Here is a 17308-nt window from a genome sequence, read left to right on the forward strand (position 1 = left end):
TCTTATTTAGCAATTAGTTTATCCAACAGGTTATATACTTTTGAGGAATCCCAGTCGGCTATTTTTTGTTTATAAATTACAATATTTCCAGACTTATCTATTAAATATGAAGAAGGAACCTCATCTGGATTAATGGGTGTTTTTTCGCCAATTATTAAATAGGTTACTGGGAATGTAAACCCATGTTTCTTCATAAACTCTTCTACCGGCGGCCTATTTTCATTAGTAATAATGTAGAAATCCATTTTGCCTTTGTACCTATCATACATGCTTTGGATACTTGCCAATTCCGCCTCACAAGGTAATCGCCATGAAGCCCAAAGATTTATAAAAACTACATTGCCTTTAGATTTTTCAAAGTTGAAAAAATTCCAGTCTGCATCTTTTAACTTCCAGTCATAGTCCGTTATTTTTTCCCTGTTTGCCTCTTCTATAACCGGAGGAGAGAATGAAAACAATCGATTTAATAAAATCTTACCATAATGTCCCATAGGAGTGACAAAGAAAGAAAGTATAAAAAGCATCACTGCAATGTTGAATATGGTCTTTTTATTAATCTTCATTTATTATGGTTTTATTAAAACTAAAAACTCCTGACGCAATATCAGGAGTTTTTTTAACTATATCTATAAATAGATTTATGCATTTTCTTTTTTAATAACATTTAAAGCAGAACCTTCATTGAACCATTCAATTTGTGATTGGTTATAGGTATGATTCGCCATAATGTTATCAATACTACCATCTGCATGCACAACTTCCAATGTTAACTGCTTGCCAGGAGCAAAATCCTTAATATCTATAAAGTTGAATGTATCGTCCTCCTGAACTAGATCATAATCATTCTCATTAGCAAAGGTCAAACCTAACATTCCTTGTTTCTTAAGGTTAGTCTCATGGATTCTAGCAAAAGACTTCACCAATACAGCAGCAACTCCTAAATGTCTAGGTTGCATAGCTGCATGTTCTCTGGAAGAGCCCTCACCATAGTTGTGATCTCCAACAACAATGGTCTTAATGCCTGCTTTTTTATATGCTCGTTGCGCATCTGGAACAGCAACATATTCGCCTGTTAATTGGTTTTTGACAAAATTGGTCTGCTTGTTAAATGCATTAACCGCGCCTATCAAAGTGTTGTTGGCTATATTATCCAAATGTCCTCTATAACGTAACCAAGGTCCAGCCATAGAAATATGATCCGTGGTACACTTACCAAAAGGTTTGATCAACAATTTTACACCTTGAAGACTTTCTTCAGTTATAGGAACAAAAGGTTCCAAAAGTTGTAAACGTTCAGATGTTGGTGAAACAACAACTTGTACACCACTGCCATCTTCCATAGGAGCAATAAAACCAGCATCTTCCACTGCAAAACCTTCTGGTGGCAATTCATATCCACGTGGTTCTGCCAACATCACTTCTTCCCCATCTTCATTGATCAGTTTATCTGTAATTGGATTAAAATCCAACCTTCCCGCTATAGCAATAGCAGTTACTAATTCCGGAGAACCTACAAAAGCAAGCGTGTTGGGGTTTCCATCTGCACGCTTGGCAAAGTTTCTATTGAATGAGTGAACAATTGTATTTCTTGGTCCATCTGCCGCTTTGTCTCCATAACGGTCCCACATTCCAATACAAGGGCCGCACGCGTTCGCAAAAACAGTAGCTCCCACTGTATTAAATGTATCAATAAACCCATCACGTTCAATGGTATAGCGTACTTGCTCAGAACCTGGAGTTATGGTAAACTCAGACTTCATCTTCAGGTTTTTGTCAGAAACTTGTTTTGCCAAAGATGCAGCTCTAGAAATATCTTCGTAAGAAGAGTTGGTACAAGACCCTATTAGACCAACTTCCACATTTAAAGGCCAGTCATTTGCTTTGGCAGCTTCATTCATTTTAGAAATTGGCGTTGCTAAGTCTGGTGTAAAAGGTCCATTCAAATGTGGCTCCAAAGTATCCAAATTGATTTCTATCAACTGATCAAAATATTTTTCTGGATCCGCATATACTTCTGCATCTGCAGTTAGGTGCTCTTTTACTTCCAAAGCAGCATCAGCAACATCAGCACGATCCGTTGCTCTTAAATATCTATCCATGGACTCGTCATAACCAAATGTAGACGTAGTGGCACCTACTTCGGCCCCCATATTGCAAATGGTACCTTTTCCTGTGCAGGACATTGATGTAGCGCCTTCGCCAAAATATTCAACAATGGCTCCTGTTCCCCCCTTAGCGGTAAGGATATCTGCCACTTTTAAGATTACATCTTTAGGGGCAGTCCATCCAGATAGCTTCCCCGTTAACTTTACGCCAATCAGTTTTGGAAATTTTAGTTCCCATGCCATCCCTGCCATTACATCCACAGCATCAGCTCCACCAACACCAATAGCAACCATTCCCAATCCGCCGGCATTTACTGTATGAGAATCAGTTCCTATCATCATTCCACCAGGGAACGCATAATTTTCCAATACTACTTGGTGAATTATTCCAGCTCCTGGTTTCCAAAAGCCAATACCGTATTTATTTGAAACGGATTCTAGAAAGTCAAAAACCTCGTTACTAGTCTCGTTTGCTCGTTTTAAATCTGTTTTTGCATCAACCTTAGCTTGTATCAAGTGATCACAATGTACAGTAGTCGGCACTGCTACTTTAGGTTTGCCAGCATGCATAAATTGCAACAAAGCCATTTGTGCAGTAGCATCTTGGCAGGCCACTCTATCTGGGGCAAAATCTACATAATCCTTACCTCTTGAATATTGTTTACTGGGTGTTCCTTCCCACAAATGAGAGTATAATATTTTCTCTGAAAGGGTTAAAGGTCTTCCTACTAGTTCGCGGGCTTTTTCAATACGCTCCCCCATTGAAGCGTAAACACCCTTAATCATGTCAATGTCAAATGCCATTCTACAATTGGATTTTAAGATTTCAGTAATTCGGTAAATTTAGTGAAATACCTACGATTTAGGAATTAGAATTACCCTAAATAAGTCGGAATGATTTGATATTTATAACAATTCTGAAATAATATTTTCTTCAGAAATGCCTTCCGCTTCTGCTTTGTAGTTTTTTAGAATCCTATGTCGAAGAATTCCCATTGATACTGCTTTCACATCTTCAATGTCCGGAGAGAACTTTCCATTGATTGCCGCATGGGCTTTCGCCCCTAAAACTAAATTTTGAGATGCTCTTGGACCAGCTCCCCAATCTACATAGTTATTTATAAAGTCTGACGAATTTTCCGTACCTGGCCGCGTCTTGTTGACCAATCTAACCGCGTAGTCTATTACGTTATCTGGCACTGGTATTCTACGAATTAAGTGCTGTACCGCAATAATTTCATCAGCATTAAAAAGAGTATTTATCTCCACTGTTTCATCCGTGGTAGTTGATTTTACCACTTGCACTTCTTCAGCAATTGAAGGGTACGTTAATTCTATAGCGAACATGAAACGATCTAATTGTGCTTCTGGTAATGGGTATGTACCTTCTTGTTCAATAGGATTTTGAGTGGCGAGCACAAAATAAGGCATGTCCAGTTTATATTGCTGTCCTGCAATGGTCACAGCCCTTTCCTGCATCGCCTCTAAAAGTGCCGCCTGAGTCTTGGGCGGGGTTCTATTAATCTCATCAGCTAGGATGATATTACCAAAAACTGGGCCTTTTATAAACTTAAAATTTCTGTTTTGGTCCAACACTTCACTACCTAGTATATCACTGGGCATTAAATCTGGAGTAAACTGTATTCTTTTAAAGTCGAGTCCTAAGGTTTGGGCAATGGTATTTACCATTAAGGTTTTTGCCAGCCCTGGAACCCCAATTAGAAGTGAATGTCCACCAGTGTAAATTGACAATAAGATTTGTTCGACCACCTTTTCTTGTCCAACAATGATCTTGGCAATTTCTTTCTTTAAAGCTTGGTGTTTTTTTACAAGGTTTTCAACAGCAACTACGTCTGACATGCAATTATTCCTTTACCCATTTGTTTGCAAAATCGCAACCTCTGCTATCTGTGTTTACGTGGATATAGGTATCATCTATATGATCATCCATCCAATCCTTAATGGCTTTAAATTGTTTTTCTCTAAGTGCCAACTCTTGAATCTTTAAATAATCCTTTGCAAAATCAGCCTTGTGCTCATCATAACGATTGGAAATCTTCATTATCTTAAACTTAGGAGGTCCTCCTCTTTGGTCGTCTTCCTTCAAAGGTTTAGAAATCTCTTCGTCCTTTAAATTTCTAACTTGATTATATAATGCAGGATCCATTTTGGTAAGCTCAAAACGTGAATCAAAATTAATTGGATTACGCAACAGACCACCATCAAATTTGGTCTCTTTTTCATCTGAAAAATTCAAAGCGGCATCAGCAAAAGTGTATTTATCATCTAAAATCTGCTGACGTATACTATCCAATTCTTTTACAGCGGTGTCCAATGCTAGTTGGGGTATTTCAGGAATCAATAAAATATGGCGCAAATCCAACTCTTGACCTCTTATCTTTTCAATGTAAATAATATGATATCCAAAATCAGTTTCAAAAGGTTCAGAAATTTCTCCTTGTTGTAGACTAAAAGCAACATCTTTAAACTCTTTTACAAAGGGAGTTTCCCTAGTCATACTATAAAACCCGCCTTTTGACTTTGAACCTGGGTCTTGCGAATAGAGAATGGCCTTAACGTTAAAACTGGCATCGTTTTCCAGCACATCCTGTCTTATTTGATTTAATCTATCTACTACCTTTTGCTTTTCCTCATCTGGAGCCGTTGGCTGTTTTACAATTTGTGCAATCTCTAGCTCTGCACCAAAAACTGGCCTTTCATCTTCGGGAATCTTACTAAAGAACTGACGTACTTCTTCAGGGGTAACTTCTATCTCCTCAACAATACTACTCTGCATTTTTTCTGAAAGCATACGAAGCTTGTTTATTTCAAAAAGTTCTGTTCTAAAACTTTCAATATCAGTCTTTTTATAAAACTTTAATACCTTTTCTATGGATCCCACCTGCGATACCAACTGCTGAATCTGTCTATCACTTTGGGCATTCACCTGATCATCTGAAACCAACAAACTATCCTGTACTGCCTGATGTGCGTACAACCGATCTTCCATTAATTTCCCCAAAAGACTACATCTTGTAATATCTTGGGTAGAAGCACCTTGACTTTTTAAGTCTATCAGTGTTTTTTCAATATCAGAATCAAGAATTACATAATCCCCAATTACAGCGGCTATTCCATCTAATTTTACTTTGTTAACGGAACTCGTAGTGTCACTTTTTGCCAAAATTGCCTCGTCTGCTTCTTGTGCTTGCAAAAATCCAAATGCAGCAAAAAATGTCAATATCAATAACTTTTTATTCATCTTTTTCATAAACCTCAAATTCATTCTTCTTTATCGCTTCATCAATAATTTCAGTTTCCAACTTTCTAACGTAATCAAGTCTTCTTCTGTTCAATATCAGTTGTCTAATATCCGGTGAGATATATTCAAAAGGAGCTGTATCGTTGATTTCCAATACATCTGTCACCTTTCCCAAATATACCCCTAAGGAATCCTGTATTTCAAAAAATTGTGATTTTTTTAAGTACTTCTCCTCATTCATTGGTGTCATGGGTGGTATTACTTCTATAGCTCTGGATGCTCCAACCCAAATGGAATCGTTAAAGTGTATTTTTTTAAACTGTACTGCCACAGAATCCAAATAGCGTTTATCTGCCTCACCCCAATCTTTCATTCTAGCAATTACCTCATCCTTGTCCAAAAACTGAGTTGGTAGGCCAACAAACCTAAGCTGCACCAACTTTTCGTTTAGTTTAAAGTTTTCCTTTTCTTTCTCATAATATTGCCTGAGCTGAGAAACAGTAACAGCAGTATCTTGTGCTTGCAATACAAGCGCTTCTATGTATGCCCTGGTGTACAAATCTGCACGATAATCAGCAACTAAACGGTCAAATTCATCAAGTTTTTCTTCTGAAAGATTAATCCTTGATTTTGAAAGTAACAACTGTTTTGAAGCCCAATTATTAATATAATTCGTTACAAATAACGCACTGTCCTGCGCAGACATATCATCTCTAATAAAAGAAGTTAAATCCTCTTTGTACAAAAAAGAATCTCCAACTCTGGCCAAAGGTTCTTTTTCAACCTTCTTTTTAAAAAGGGAATCACATGAGGTGAAAACCAAAAGGCCAATTGATATAAAGAGAAAAACTCTATTTTTTTGTAGAAAGGACATTCCGCAAAAATAACAATTACTTAAAGCCTTGCAAGAAGGTTTTGTTCTCATTAACAGATTTTTAGTAGGTTATTCAAATCATATAATTTATTACATTAGTGCAAAACCAACCAAAATGAAGTATACCACAGAAATAACTGTTGATCTACCTCTTGAAGAGTTCATAAAAAAACTGGATAATCCAGAACATATGAAACATTGGCAGCAGGGTCTTTTGGGGTATGAACTCCTATCTGATAATCCACGAGCTGAAGGAGCTCGCATGAGTTTAAAATACAAAATGGGTAAACGTGAGTTTGAAATGGTGGAAACGATTATTAAAAGTAATCTCCCATACGAATTACACACTACATATGACTCCAAAGGTGTGCATAACATGCAAAAAAATCATTTTAAAGAAATAGAAGGGAAAACACTATGGGTTTCTGAATGTGAATTCCAGTTTTCTGGCTTTGGAATGAAATTGATGGGGTTTATAATGCCTGGCGCTTTTAAAAAACAATCAATGAAATATTTGAAGGATTTTAAGGCATTTGCTGAAAATGGCACTTCTGTGCTTAACACTTAATTATTATGGAAAAAGTATTGGACAGAAAAATAAAACTGATTTGGGATTTTCGTGGACCAGGTGCCGCCAGAACTGCTGAACATTATGAAAAACACTTAGCGGAGTTCGTAATAATTGAAGAATTAAAATTTGATATTACCGGCTTTCAGCATATCACAGATATGCACAGCATTGCGTACTTGGTTGTTGCTGAATTTGAAATGAAAGAAGTTAGAGATGTTTTAAAGCCTCAAAGGGGACAGGTATATCTAGAGAAGTAATCTTTCAATAAAAAATTAATTAAACATCCAATTATCTTGAGACGTTATAACATTCTTTTCTTACTGTTGATTTTACTCAGTTCTTCTTGTGAAAAGAAGCAGACCAGCGACCCTTTAAAAATTGCTCTTTCCTCCAAAAACCCTTTGATAAAAAGAGTTATGGATAGTCTAGACCAATATGAGATACAAATACGATATACTCAAATAGATCGCGGGAATGACAGTCTTTTATTTACTGATTTTGATTTTCAGGTTGATAAGAACAATTACTACTACCCAGCAAGTACGGTTAAATTTCCTGCAGCAGTTGCTGCACTGGAGAAAATAAATGAAACTGATTCGTTAACCGTAGATACAAAGTTTTATATAGAAGGAGATTCCATTGAGACTACTTTCTCCAAAGCTGTTTCTGAAATTTTTGCTGTTTCCGACAATGCAGCTAATAACAGATTAATTGAGTTTTTAGGGCAAGATGATTTAAACAAACGTATACAGCGCAAAGGTATTGGGCCAATAAGAATTGCACACAGATTATCTACAACAAATGCAGATGATGTTACCACCAAACCCTTGGTCATTTATCTTAATGATTCCACAACCGCATCTAGCAGGTCTATCATAAATACATATCCTAAACCCCTAGTATTGGAAAAAATTAAAAAAGGGCGAGGTTTTTATGCTGATGATATTTTACAAGATGAAGAATTTGATTTCTCCCTAAAAAATTATTACCCCATTGAAACACAACATAACCTTTTAAAACACATTATTTTTCCAGAAGCTTTCCCTGTTGAAGAACGCCTCAATCTTAGCAAACCTCAACACGAACTGCTCCTGAACTCTATGCATACGCTTCCAAAAGATTTGGGCTATGATGATGAGGAATACTACGATAGCTACGTAAAGTTCCTAATGTTCGGCGATTCTACAGACCCAATTCCAGAACATATTAAGATTTACAATAAAGTAGGTTATGCCTATGGAACGTTAACAGATTGTGCTTATATAAAGGATGTAAAAAACAATATTGATTTCATGGTAACCGCCACTATTCTCGTAAATAAAGATGGCATCTTTAATGATAATATCTATGAATATGATGAAGTTGGCATTCCTTTTTTAGCACAATTGGGAAGGGAAATCTACAATTTGGAGTTAAAACGGCATAGATAGGAAGCAAAAAAATAATAATTCATTTAATTTGTAGTTATTATCTTACAAATAGACATTGGATGAAGTGCGTTCTATATATCAGCAAAGCCCTTAAACCATTTAACACAAATGATTTATCCAAGCTTTCAACAACTTCCACTATCAACAATCAAACAAAAGGGATTACCGGCTATCTTTATTTTGACAACAATCGCTTTTTGCAATACATGGAAGGTGATGAAACCACAATAAATGAAATGGTTGACAAAATATCCCACGACAAAAGACACGAACTTCTATCCCTTATTGAAAAACAGAATTTAACCGATAGACGTTTCCCAGATTGGGGCATGAAAAATATTGCCGAGTTGATGTTCAGCAACAGTACCATTGAAACTACCATAATACAGACCATGTCAATTTTTGGGGAAAATCATTTGAACATTTCCCAGAGTACCCAAAATGACCTTTTTAAGCTAATGGACGATTTGTCTGAGACTTCCCAAAAAGTTTAGTCCACTTTTTTATTCTAAACATCTCATTAGATGACCATCCCTTAAAGGAATAGTGCATTGCCTATGTGACTTTACTGCACTTGTTGTTTCTAAAAAAGTATACTAACTAATTTGAGAAGATCATGAAAAATTTAATTGCCGAATTTATCGGCACCCTTTGGCTTGTATTGGGAGGATGCGGAAGTGCAGTTCTTGCCGCCGCTTATCCTGAATTAGGAATTGGATTTGCAGGTGTGGCACTTGCCTTTGGCTTAACCGTTGTTACAATGGCCTATGCAATTGGCCATATTTCTGGTTGTCATTTAAACCCTGCGGTATCCATTGGTTTGGTAATAGGAGGTAGATTTGACAAAAAAGACCTTCTACCCTATATTATTGCTCAAATACTTGGGGGCATAATGGGCGCAAGCATTCTTTATCTTATTGTAAGTGGCAAACCCGGTTTTGAAATTGGAGGGTTTGCGGCAAATGGCTTTGGAGAAAACTCTCCGGGCGGGTATTCTATGATTTCTGCCTTTGTTACAGAGGTGGTAATGACGTTCATGTTCTTGATAATCATTTTGGGAGCAACACATTCAAAAGCTCCAAAAGGCATGGCTGGTCTAGCCATTGGTTTGGGATTGACACTCATTCATTTAATAAGCATTCCGGTTACCAATACTTCTGTTAATCCTGCTAGAAGCACAAGTCAGGCTTTGTTTGCAGAAGGAAATTGGGCGATTCCACAATTGTGGCTGTTCTGGCTAGCCCCAATATTGGGAGCTATTATCGCAGGTGTCGTCTACAAATATCTATCACCAGAACAAAACAACTAGAACTAAAACATAAATCCCAATCTAAAGATTGGGGTTTATTTTATTGGTTTTCCGTACAAATCAAAATCTGAAGCTTCCGTAATTTCAATGTTTACAAAGTCCCCAATTTTTACGTAATGCTGAGTGGCATCTATCAGTACTTCGTTATCCACATCCGGTGAATCAAATTCAGTACGACCAACAAAATGGTTTCCTTCTTTTCGGTCAATAATACATTTGAAGGTCTTACCAATTCTTTCTTGGTTCAGTTCCCAGGAAATTTGTGATTGCACCTCCATAATTTCGTTGGCGCGCTGCTGTTTTATATCTTCTGGAACATTATCTTCCAACGAATAGGCATGCGTGTTTTCTTCATGGCTGTAAGTAAAACAACCTAAACGTTCAAAACGCATTTCTGCAACCCAATTCTTTAACGTTTGAAAGTCTTCTTCCGTTTCTCCAGGATATCCAACAATCAAAGTAGTCCTTATGGTCATTTCTGGGACAGCTGTTCTAAAATCTTGCAACAATTTTGTTGTTTTCGCCTTGGTCGTCCCTCGACGCATACTTTTTAAAATAGGGTCGGCAATATGCTGTAATGGAATGTCAATGTAATTACAGACTTTGGATTCCTGCTTCATTACAGCCAATACATCCATTGGAAAACCCGTTGGAAATGCGTAATGTAATCGAATCCATTCTATTCCTTCAACTTTTACCAATGCTTGAAGCAGTTCCGCTAAATTTCGTTTTTTATACAGGTCAAGACCATAATAGGTTAAATCCTGAGCTATTAAAATAAGTTCCTTAACTCCTTTGGCTGCCAACTTTTCAGATTCCGAAACCAATTCTTCAATAGGCTTACTTCTGTGTTTTCCGCGCATTATTGGAATAGCACAAAAAGAACACGGCCTATCACAACCTTCAGCAATTTTCAAATAGGCATAATTTTTTGGAGTTGTAGTCAACCGTTCCCCAATCAATTCATGTTTATAATCAGCTCCCAAAGCCTTCAGCAAATTGGGTAAATCACTAGTTCCAAAATATTCATCCACATTTGGAATTTCCTTTTCCAAATCTGGTTTGTAGCGTTCACTTAAACACCCTGTCACAAAAACCTTATCTACATCTCCTGATTCTTTCTTCTGAACATACTCCAAAATCGTGTTTACGCTTTCCTCTTTGGCATTGGCAATAAATCCGCAGGTGTTAATGACCACCACATTGCCTTCCTCTTCATGAACCACCTCCTTGTTATTGGCACGAAGCTGCCCCATCAGTACTTCAGAATCGTAAACATTTTTACTGCACCCTAAGGTTACTACATTGATTTTGTTCTTCTTAAGCGATTTTGTGCGCATACTTTCTTTAAATGGAGTGCAAAAATACAACAAGACAGCGCATTACATCGATTTGCCTGAATAATTTTCCATAACAAACGTTAAACCTTTATGGGCCTTGATTGTCCAAGCTAAAATCCCACATCATGAAAAACCCGTTTTTCATATCATTTTTTACTTTACTGTTGTTTTGGAGTTGTTCCGATTCCTCTGATACAGATGATGGAATCATTGATGAACAGGTCACTGCCAACTTATATTTTCCACCAGCACAATCCGTAGAATGGGAAACCGTTTCTATCGCTGAATTGGGTTGGAATGAATCTGCAGAACAAGCTATTTTTGATTTTTTGGATGAGAAGGATACCAAGGCTTTTATTATTTTGAAAGATGGTAAGATTGCAATCGAATGGTATTTTGGTGATCATACGCAGAATACAAGCTGGTATTGGGCATCCGTAGGAAAAACATTGACCGCTTTTACTGTTGGACTTGCACAAGAAGAAGGTCTTTTGAGCATCAATGACAAAACTTCCAACTATTTGGGTGAAGCATGGACAGGTCTGCCTTTGGAAAAAGAAAACCTTATCACTATTTGGCATCAATTGACAATGACAAGCGGTATGGATGATGTGCAATTTGATTGTGTAACATCGGATTGTCTGACTTATTTGGCGGACGCAGGTACCAGATGGGCCTACCACAATGGACCATACACGTTACTACAAAGTGTTGTTGCCAATGCTTCTGAAATGGAATGGGCAGATTATTTCAATTCTAAGTTAAGAGATAAAATTGGAATGGATGGGTTTTGGTTCTCCACAAATGACTCAAACAATGTATTCTTCAGTACCGCGCGGAGCATGGCACGTTTTGGGCTCTTAAACCTAAATAATGGGACTTGGGATGGCGAAACTGTTCTTGGTGATTCAACATATAGAACTGCTATGAAAAACACCTCCCAGAACTTGAACAAAGCCTATGGATACCTTTGGTGGCTGAATGGGAAGCAAAGTTACAGAGCTCCTGCGCTCCAAACAGAGTTTCAAGGGGAATTGATTCCCAACGCCCCGGCTGACACCTATGCAGGGCTAGGAAAAAACGACCAAAAACTATATGTAATCCCTAGTCAAGGTCTCGTAATTGTTCGCTTAGGTGAAGATTCTGGCGAGGATTTGTTGGGGCCCTCAAGTTTTGACAATGAACTCTGGGAAAAGTTGAGTGCCTATTTTAATTAGCATAATCAACTGGGATTTTTCTCATTTTGGCCAAATTTTCAAAAGCTGCCCCTAAACTGTACAATTTACCCTCCTGAAATTGTTTCCCAATAAAGGTTAAATTAACAGGTTCTCCCGATTGCTTATACCCCATAGGAATTGTTAAAGCGGGATACTCAGCTGCAGCTGCAACACCTGCATCATAATTATTAATGGACAGAACAGCATCCAATTGATGTTGGTTCATTGGGATATTAAAATACTCACGTCCATTGGCTCTTAACTTTTGTTTGATTTGTTTAAGTGTTCCTGCTTTAGTAGAGTCTGCCAAAATACCTTCAAAGCGACCCTGTCCATAAGGAATTCTGATCAATGAATCTTGCAAGTTAAACCGAACAACATCTTCAACATTTTTTACCTTAACCGCGTTTGTATCTTTTACCTGCGTAGCTAGATAGTTTGGTAAGTCATTTTTCATGTCAATGTTCAAAATAGACAGAAAACCATTAAACTCTATTTCAGGTGGGTCAAATTCAATAACAGTTGCACCTGCGGCTTTCATCTTCTCTAGAGTGGCTTTGTAAATGGAATCACTTTCTATGTAATTTTTAAATGCGCCAAAACGTTTTCCTTTAAGTGATGGATTTTCTACAACATACCATTTTTCGTCCCAATCCGCTCGCACTGATTTCTCGTCTTCATTATCAAAACCACGCATAGCGTCTAACAGAATACCATTATCGATTACATTTTTGGTCATGGGACCAGGTGTATCCAAAGTGCTGGAAATAGGAACAATTCCTGTTCGGCTCAGAAGTCCAATAGTAGGTTTCATCCCTACAACGGAATTTTGACCGGAGGGCGATAAAATAGAGCCAGACGTTTCTGTCCCTACTGCTGCAACAGCGTAATTGGCGGCGACCGAAGTTCCACTCCCAGCACTGGAGCCACCTGTGTCAAAAACACGTCTCCCATATGGGTTTAAGGTTTGTCCGCCAACAGCGCTTTGCCCGTTAGGACAACCTTCACAAATAAAATTAGCCCATTCACTTAAGTTCACCTTTCCTAGAATTAATGCTCCTTTTTCTTTTAAACGTTCAACAATAAAAGCATCACCCGTATGATTTTCCATTAGTGCTACGGCCCCAGCAGTAGTCTTCATATCTTGAACGCCAATATTATCTTTTAACAATATAGGCATACCATAAATGGAGTGTTCTCCTTTGGAATCTGAGTTCAATTTCCGTGCTTCTTCCAAAACATTTGGGTTTAACGCAATGACGGTATTTAGGGTCGTTCCGTTATTCAATTCATATTTATAAATGCGATGTAAGTAAAAAAGAACTAATTGCTCATAAGTTAATTTGCCATTTGTTATATGTTTTTGAATAGTGGGAATATCTTGTTCTAAAATCAAGGGTTTTAAAGATTCATAAACGGTAATATCAAACGTCGAAACCTCATCATAAAGTGGTAAAAACACTTTGTTTTTATCCAATACTTTAGATTGAATGAACTTGTACCGCATGCGTTCTGCTACATGGTCCATATTGGCGGCCACTTCCAAAGAATCATTGTAGGGTTTCCACAATACAACATCCCCCTTTTTTATTTGGTCACTAGACTGTTGTTTACAACCAATAAATATGATTAGAGGAATAAAAAAGAAAAGATGTTTTAATTGCTTTAGTCCTGAAGTAAGATTTTCCATTTCTCAATGTTCTTTTGATTCATACGAACAAACTTGCCCGTGTGATGCTTACCAGTTAAAGCTAAGGATTTTTAAGCAGGGATACCGACAACAAAGTGGGGGATTATTTGAGTTCGTCTTATCTCAAAATAATCTGGAAAAAACCAAATAACTTTATTCAACACCTATTAAACAGTTTGCTTTAGAGTCTTTAACTTTCTTCGTAATCTTATAGCAATAACTGTAGGTATCATTGCAATTATCAATCCTAAAATCAACCCTTTAATAGTAAATTTTAAAGTTTGCGGTGTATCAATATCATGGCGATGATTCCATAATTCCACAATCTTACCATTTTTAATTCTAAAAACATTGATGATACTAATAGGGTCATCTGTTTCAATACCGATTTTTCCTAAAAACGTTTTTCCCTTAAAACTTGCAGTCCATCGGGTAGCTACCAAATCACCTTCTGCAATTTGAAAATCAATATCCCCTTCAAACTTTCCATTTTTCCAGAAAAAATCGGCGATATTCTTTTGTTCTATTGCAGGCTCTGTTACTCCCTTTCTATCTCCAATATCATGAACAACATAAGTATCGTCAACATAATCATTATACTTTTCCGTATTGTTGTTAAACCAGAGGTCTTGATAAAATTTTTGTGCAATTTCTTTGTTTATTTCCTCTTCAGAAGGTTCTGTTTGTTTAAAATCTTGGGCAGTTCCTTTAAGAAAAAACAACGCCACCACTACTATTACAATTATTGACCTCATACTTAATGGTTTTATGAATTAAAGAAATAACGTAATTGTTGTTTTACATTATTGCATTTGGTCAAAATAATATTGCTAAACGTCAAAAAATCAGTAATATGCAGAAGGTAGTTCGCCAAAATACTTTTTAAAAGCAGTAGTGAAATTGGAAGGATGGGAGTAGCCAAATTCATGGCTTAACTCTGTTGGAGTTCTTCGTTTGGTCATTAGCTCATTCCTTGCGTACTCCATACGGATTTTATGATGAAATTGAATAGGTGAAGTTCCAAAGAGTTGCTTAAAAAGTAGTTTAAATTTACTGGTACTCATTCCAGCACTATCCGCTAATTCTTTTACTGTCGGTAATTTTTTCTCAATCGGGTTTCTTAACCGTGAAGATGCCATGAAAAGTTGTTGCATATCTTCTTTATGAATATCCAACTTTTGAGAAGATTTATCTCTTCTGCTAAGTTTAACTATCAACAGTTTCATAAATTCCAAAACATATTGATGACAAGAGATTCGGTCGTTTAAATGATTTAATGCCATGCGAAGACATTCCTCCATTTCATGGTCCAAATCCTCATAGGACATGCCCTCTTGAATTTTAATTGAATCATCAAAATAGAACTTAAAAAAATCCTTGTGGACCTGAAAAGAAGTTACTTCAACATTAACGTTAGATGCAAAGTGAGTTTCAATATCCATACCTGGACCGTAAACTAACACGCCTATGGGCATATGCTTTTGAAATTGGATAATCTGCCCTCCAACTTCTTTTTCTTGTTTTACTTTTGAGAGGTTAATATGAAATAGAAAGCTATTCGTGTCTTTAGGGTTAACAGACCTCATACAGATTGGAACATGAAAAACTCCGCTTTTAAAGTGATAAAAATCCACTTTTGAAGGAAATTCAATAAACTGCATCCCGCCATTGCCGAAACGAGTATCCATCTTTAACTCATCATTTTGAGGCTCCATCTCAAAATGATCAATAAATTGATTTGAAAGTTTTTCGTTGATATTGATATGGACCTTCTTCAAGGCAAATAATGCTTAAGTTGATTACTTACAAGGTAGCGTTTTAAATTAATCTTCCTTTGATTCTAATTTAATCTTCCAATTGGCGATATTCTTCTCATTCATTCTCACAAACTCATCTTTTTCAAGAGATTTGGAAATTTCCAAAGATTTCTCTGCTGATTGTACAGCAGATTTATAATCGCCAAGGGCAGCCTCTACCAAAGACTTCACCCTATGAAAATAGTAGGTGTCTCCACCCAACTCCAATGCTTTGTTTAAGTAATCCAACGCACGTTTATAATCCTTTTCTTGTTCCTGTAAATAACGGGCAGCTTCGTAATATGTTTGAGCTTTTGGGTCTTCAGCAATTTGTTTTGCAATCTCAATCTCCATTTGAGCATGGGTATCCACAGAGAAGGGGATGCTTACTTGGGTGTTGGCCCAAGTCAAAGTCATGTTCGCTGAGTTATGGGTGATGGAATCAAAGGCCATTAAAAAGTTTTCTTGATGTTGGGCAACACTTTTTGGTTTGACGTTTACACGAAACAAGTCTTCTTTTGGGTCATAATTTTTGCGACCATCACCCCAATGAGAAGTATTCTTATGGAACACCATTTGCCATCCTGAAGGTTTCGGAAAAGCGTACATTGCATAAGTACCTTTAGGCAAAGTGTTTCCCATAACGTTCATATCTGTATCCACAGTAATCTTTGTGGACTCATTTGCACCAACACGCCATATGCGCCCATAAGGTACCAATCCACCAAAAATCTCCCGTCCTTTGGTTGCAGGACGTGAATACTTCACCGAAATTTTGGAAAGTCCTACCTCCTGCTCCACTATTGCAAATGGACTTGCTTTTGGATGGGTGATTTGGGCATTGCCCTGAATACATACTATCAAAAGGAAAGCTATTAAAATTCGTGAAGTCATATTAATTCTTTTTTGTTGCCAATAAATATAAAATAACCCCTGGACCTGATTTTACCCTATCTATTTCCCAGTTATATGCATCATGATTTTCCAAGCTGTTGACCAATGCTTTCATTTCTTTAACGGAATAGGTACGCAAAGATGAAACCACTCCATCCCACAGCACAAATAGAGGGACTACAGGAATCAGATATGTAAAAATCAGTCGTCCAATTTTAAAAGGTCTTATGAACGGTGTTGTAAACAAAACACTTATGGGAGAGAAAAGCATGGCCAAAATACTGGGAATACTTCGCTCTTGCGCTTCAAATACGCCAATTGCACTATTGGAATCCACAGCATTTTGTAAAATCCGTTTGGCATCATCCGGCTTAAAATGATGTAAGGATAAAAACTGTGTTCGCAACCCTTTTAAACTCTCAGGTACTTTTCTAGCATCAATAGCTGTTGCTATAAACTCAAAATTATCCGCTTGTTTTTTAGTGTATTCAAAAGCATTAAGATTTGGGTAATAATCGGTTAGCACTATTTTTAAATCTGGATGACTTTTTAACAATTCAGAGTTCAACCAAAGTAAACCACCGCCACCGCCAGAACCTAAATCTATTATGGTATTGGAACCATCTGCTTTTAGACCTTTTTCAAGAATTGAAACTGCTGGCCTATAAAGTTTGGTTTTGTTAGATAGGAATTGCAAAAAATCGGTACCATAATCTCTTAAAAACTTGGGAAACCATTTTTGGTCCTCAAATTCAAATAGGTGAACTCTCCCCATTTTCACATGTACTTATGTTCTAAAATTAAGAAATAAAGTTGGTTT

Annotated in this window: 17 protein-coding genes; 6 read left to right on the forward strand and 11 right to left on the reverse strand. The window is 37.0% G+C overall.

From position 1 onward, the window contains the following. Positions 1-2: 2 nt before the first annotated feature. The 5 genes from LV704_RS02690 to LV704_RS02710 all read right to left on the reverse strand — a co-directional run bounded on the left by LV704_RS02690 (position 3) and on the right by LV704_RS02710 (position 6292). Positions 3-563: a TlpA disulfide reductase family protein gene (locus LV704_RS02690; protein WP_163423948.1), complete on the reverse strand. Its 561-nt coding sequence runs from the start codon at positions 561-563 to the stop codon at positions 3-5. A gap of 75 nt (positions 564-638) precedes the next feature. Continuing rightward, a complete protein-coding gene (locus LV704_RS02695) occupies positions 639-2909 on the reverse strand; it encodes an aconitate hydratase (protein ID WP_163423947.1) in 2271 nt (756 codons plus the stop codon). 102 nt (positions 2910-3011) lie between these two features. Then, on the reverse strand, positions 3012-3965 hold the full coding sequence (locus LV704_RS02700; protein WP_163423946.1) for a MoxR family ATPase: 954 nt from the start codon (positions 3963-3965) through the stop codon (positions 3012-3014). A 4-nt stretch (positions 3966-3969) separates the two neighbouring features. Further along, the gene (locus LV704_RS02705; RefSeq protein ID WP_233782127.1) at positions 3970-5367 is read right to left on the reverse strand and encodes a peptidylprolyl isomerase; all 1398 of its coding nucleotides are present in this window, start codon (positions 5365-5367) and stop codon (positions 3970-3972) included. Continuing rightward, positions 5360-6292, reverse strand: a complete 933-nt coding sequence (locus LV704_RS02710; RefSeq protein ID WP_233782128.1) for a peptidyl-prolyl cis-trans isomerase — start codon at positions 6290-6292, stop codon at positions 5360-5362. The genes LV704_RS02705 and LV704_RS02710 overlap by 8 nt, the downstream gene beginning before the upstream one ends. A gap of 64 nt (positions 6293-6356) precedes the next feature. On the opposite strand from LV704_RS02710, the gene LV704_RS02715 reads away from it, so the two are divergent. The 5 genes from LV704_RS02715 (at position 6357) to aqpZ (ending at position 9551) form a co-directional block, all read left to right on the forward strand. Further along, on the forward strand, positions 6357-6809 hold the full coding sequence (locus tag LV704_RS02715; RefSeq protein WP_163423944.1) for an SRPBCC family protein: 453 nt from the start codon (positions 6357-6359) through the stop codon (positions 6807-6809). A gap of 5 nt (positions 6810-6814) precedes the next feature. Further along, entirely contained in the window at positions 6815-7069 is a 255-nt protein-coding gene (locus LV704_RS02720; protein WP_233782129.1) for a hypothetical protein, read from the forward strand. Between the two features lie 36 nt (positions 7070-7105). After that, positions 7106-8242: a serine hydrolase gene (locus LV704_RS02725; protein ID WP_163423943.1), complete on the forward strand. Its 1137-nt coding sequence runs from the start codon at positions 7106-7108 to the stop codon at positions 8240-8242. A 59-nt stretch (positions 8243-8301) separates the two neighbouring features. After that, complete coding sequence (locus tag LV704_RS02730) at positions 8302-8736, forward strand: BLUF domain-containing protein (RefSeq protein WP_163423942.1); 435 nt, start codon at positions 8302-8304, stop codon at positions 8734-8736. 122 nt (positions 8737-8858) lie between these two features. Continuing rightward, positions 8859-9551, forward strand: coding sequence for an aquaporin Z (aqpZ, locus tag LV704_RS02735; RefSeq protein WP_163423941.1), 693 nt, complete (start codon positions 8859-8861; stop codon positions 9549-9551). A gap of 35 nt (positions 9552-9586) precedes the next feature. Here aqpZ and rimO read toward each other — a convergent pair whose 3' ends face one another. After that, positions 9587-10891, reverse strand: coding sequence for a 30S ribosomal protein S12 methylthiotransferase RimO (gene rimO / locus LV704_RS02740; RefSeq protein WP_163423940.1), 1305 nt, complete (start codon positions 10889-10891; stop codon positions 9587-9589). A 125-nt stretch (positions 10892-11016) separates the two neighbouring features. Between rimO and LV704_RS02745 the strand changes: the two genes are divergently transcribed. Then, positions 11017-12108, forward strand: coding sequence for a serine hydrolase (locus tag LV704_RS02745; RefSeq protein WP_163423939.1), 1092 nt, complete (start codon positions 11017-11019; stop codon positions 12106-12108). Here the strand turns inward: LV704_RS02745 and LV704_RS02750 are convergent. From LV704_RS02750 to LV704_RS02770, 5 genes are all read right to left on the reverse strand, one after another. Further along, complete coding sequence (locus LV704_RS02750; protein ID WP_163423938.1) at positions 12101-13798, reverse strand: amidase family protein; 1698 nt, start codon at positions 13796-13798, stop codon at positions 12101-12103. The genes LV704_RS02745 and LV704_RS02750 overlap by 8 nt on opposite strands. 167 nt (positions 13799-13965) lie before the next feature. Continuing rightward, positions 13966-14553 (reverse strand): ester cyclase, encoded by a 588-nt coding sequence (locus LV704_RS02755; protein ID WP_163423937.1) that lies wholly within the window; start codon positions 14551-14553, stop codon positions 13966-13968. A gap of 90 nt (positions 14554-14643) precedes the next feature. Further along, positions 14644-15576, reverse strand: a complete 933-nt coding sequence (locus LV704_RS02760) for a helix-turn-helix transcriptional regulator (protein ID WP_163423936.1) — start codon at positions 15574-15576, stop codon at positions 14644-14646. Positions 15577-15621: 45 nt separating this feature from the next. Continuing rightward, on the reverse strand, positions 15622-16488 hold the full coding sequence (locus LV704_RS02765) for a DUF2911 domain-containing protein (RefSeq protein WP_163423935.1): 867 nt from the start codon (positions 16486-16488) through the stop codon (positions 15622-15624). Position 16489: 1 nt separating this feature from the next. Next, entirely contained in the window at positions 16490-17263 is a 774-nt protein-coding gene (locus LV704_RS02770) for a hypothetical protein (protein WP_163423934.1), read from the reverse strand. Positions 17264-17308 lie beyond the last annotated feature (45 nt).

The sequence above is a fragment of the Flagellimonas sp. CMM7 genome (genome assembly GCF_021390195.1).
In the GTDB taxonomy this organism is placed as follows: Bacteria; Bacteroidota; Bacteroidia; order Flavobacteriales; family Flavobacteriaceae; genus Flagellimonas.

Bases quoted from the DNA above. Each gene is read 5' to 3' on its own strand.
- LV704_RS02690 (WP_163423948.1), bottom strand. From the start codon at position 563: ATGAAGATTAATAAAAAGACCATATTCAACATTGCAGTGATGCTTTTT.
- LV704_RS02695 (WP_163423947.1), bottom strand. From the start codon at position 2,909: ATGGCATTTGACATTGACATGATTAAGGGTGTTTACGCTTCAATGGGG.
- LV704_RS02700 (WP_163423946.1), bottom strand. From the start codon at position 3,965: ATGTCAGACGTAGTTGCTGTTGAAAACCTTGTAAAAAAACACCAAGCT.
- LV704_RS02705 (WP_233782127.1), bottom strand. From the start codon at position 5,367: ATGAATAAAAAGTTATTGATATTGACATTTTTTGCTGCATTTGGATTT.
- LV704_RS02710 (WP_233782128.1), bottom strand. From the start codon at position 6,292: ATGAGAACAAAACCTTCTTGCAAGGCTTTAAGTAATTGTTATTTTTGC.
- LV704_RS02715 (WP_163423944.1), top strand. From the start codon at position 6,357: ATGAAGTATACCACAGAAATAACTGTTGATCTACCTCTTGAAGAGTTC.
- LV704_RS02720 (WP_233782129.1), top strand. From the start codon at position 6,815: ATGGAAAAAGTATTGGACAGAAAAATAAAACTGATTTGGGATTTTCGT.
- LV704_RS02730 (WP_163423942.1), top strand. From the start codon at position 8,302: ATGAAGTGCGTTCTATATATCAGCAAAGCCCTTAAACCATTTAACACA.
- aqpZ (WP_163423941.1), top strand. From the start codon at position 8,859: ATGAAAAATTTAATTGCCGAATTTATCGGCACCCTTTGGCTTGTATTG.
- rimO (WP_163423940.1), bottom strand. From the start codon at position 10,891: ATGCGCACAAAATCGCTTAAGAAGAACAAAATCAATGTAGTAACCTTA.
- LV704_RS02745 (WP_163423939.1), top strand. From the start codon at position 11,017: ATGAAAAACCCGTTTTTCATATCATTTTTTACTTTACTGTTGTTTTGG.
- LV704_RS02750 (WP_163423938.1), bottom strand. From the start codon at position 13,798: ATGGAAAATCTTACTTCAGGACTAAAGCAATTAAAACATCTTTTCTTT.
- LV704_RS02755 (WP_163423937.1), bottom strand. From the start codon at position 14,553: ATGAGGTCAATAATTGTAATAGTAGTGGTGGCGTTGTTTTTTCTTAAA.
- LV704_RS02765 (WP_163423935.1), bottom strand. From the start codon at position 16,488: ATGACTTCACGAATTTTAATAGCTTTCCTTTTGATAGTATGTATTCAG.
- LV704_RS02770 (WP_163423934.1), bottom strand. From the start codon at position 17,263: ATGGGGAGAGTTCACCTATTTGAATTTGAGGACCAAAAATGGTTTCCC.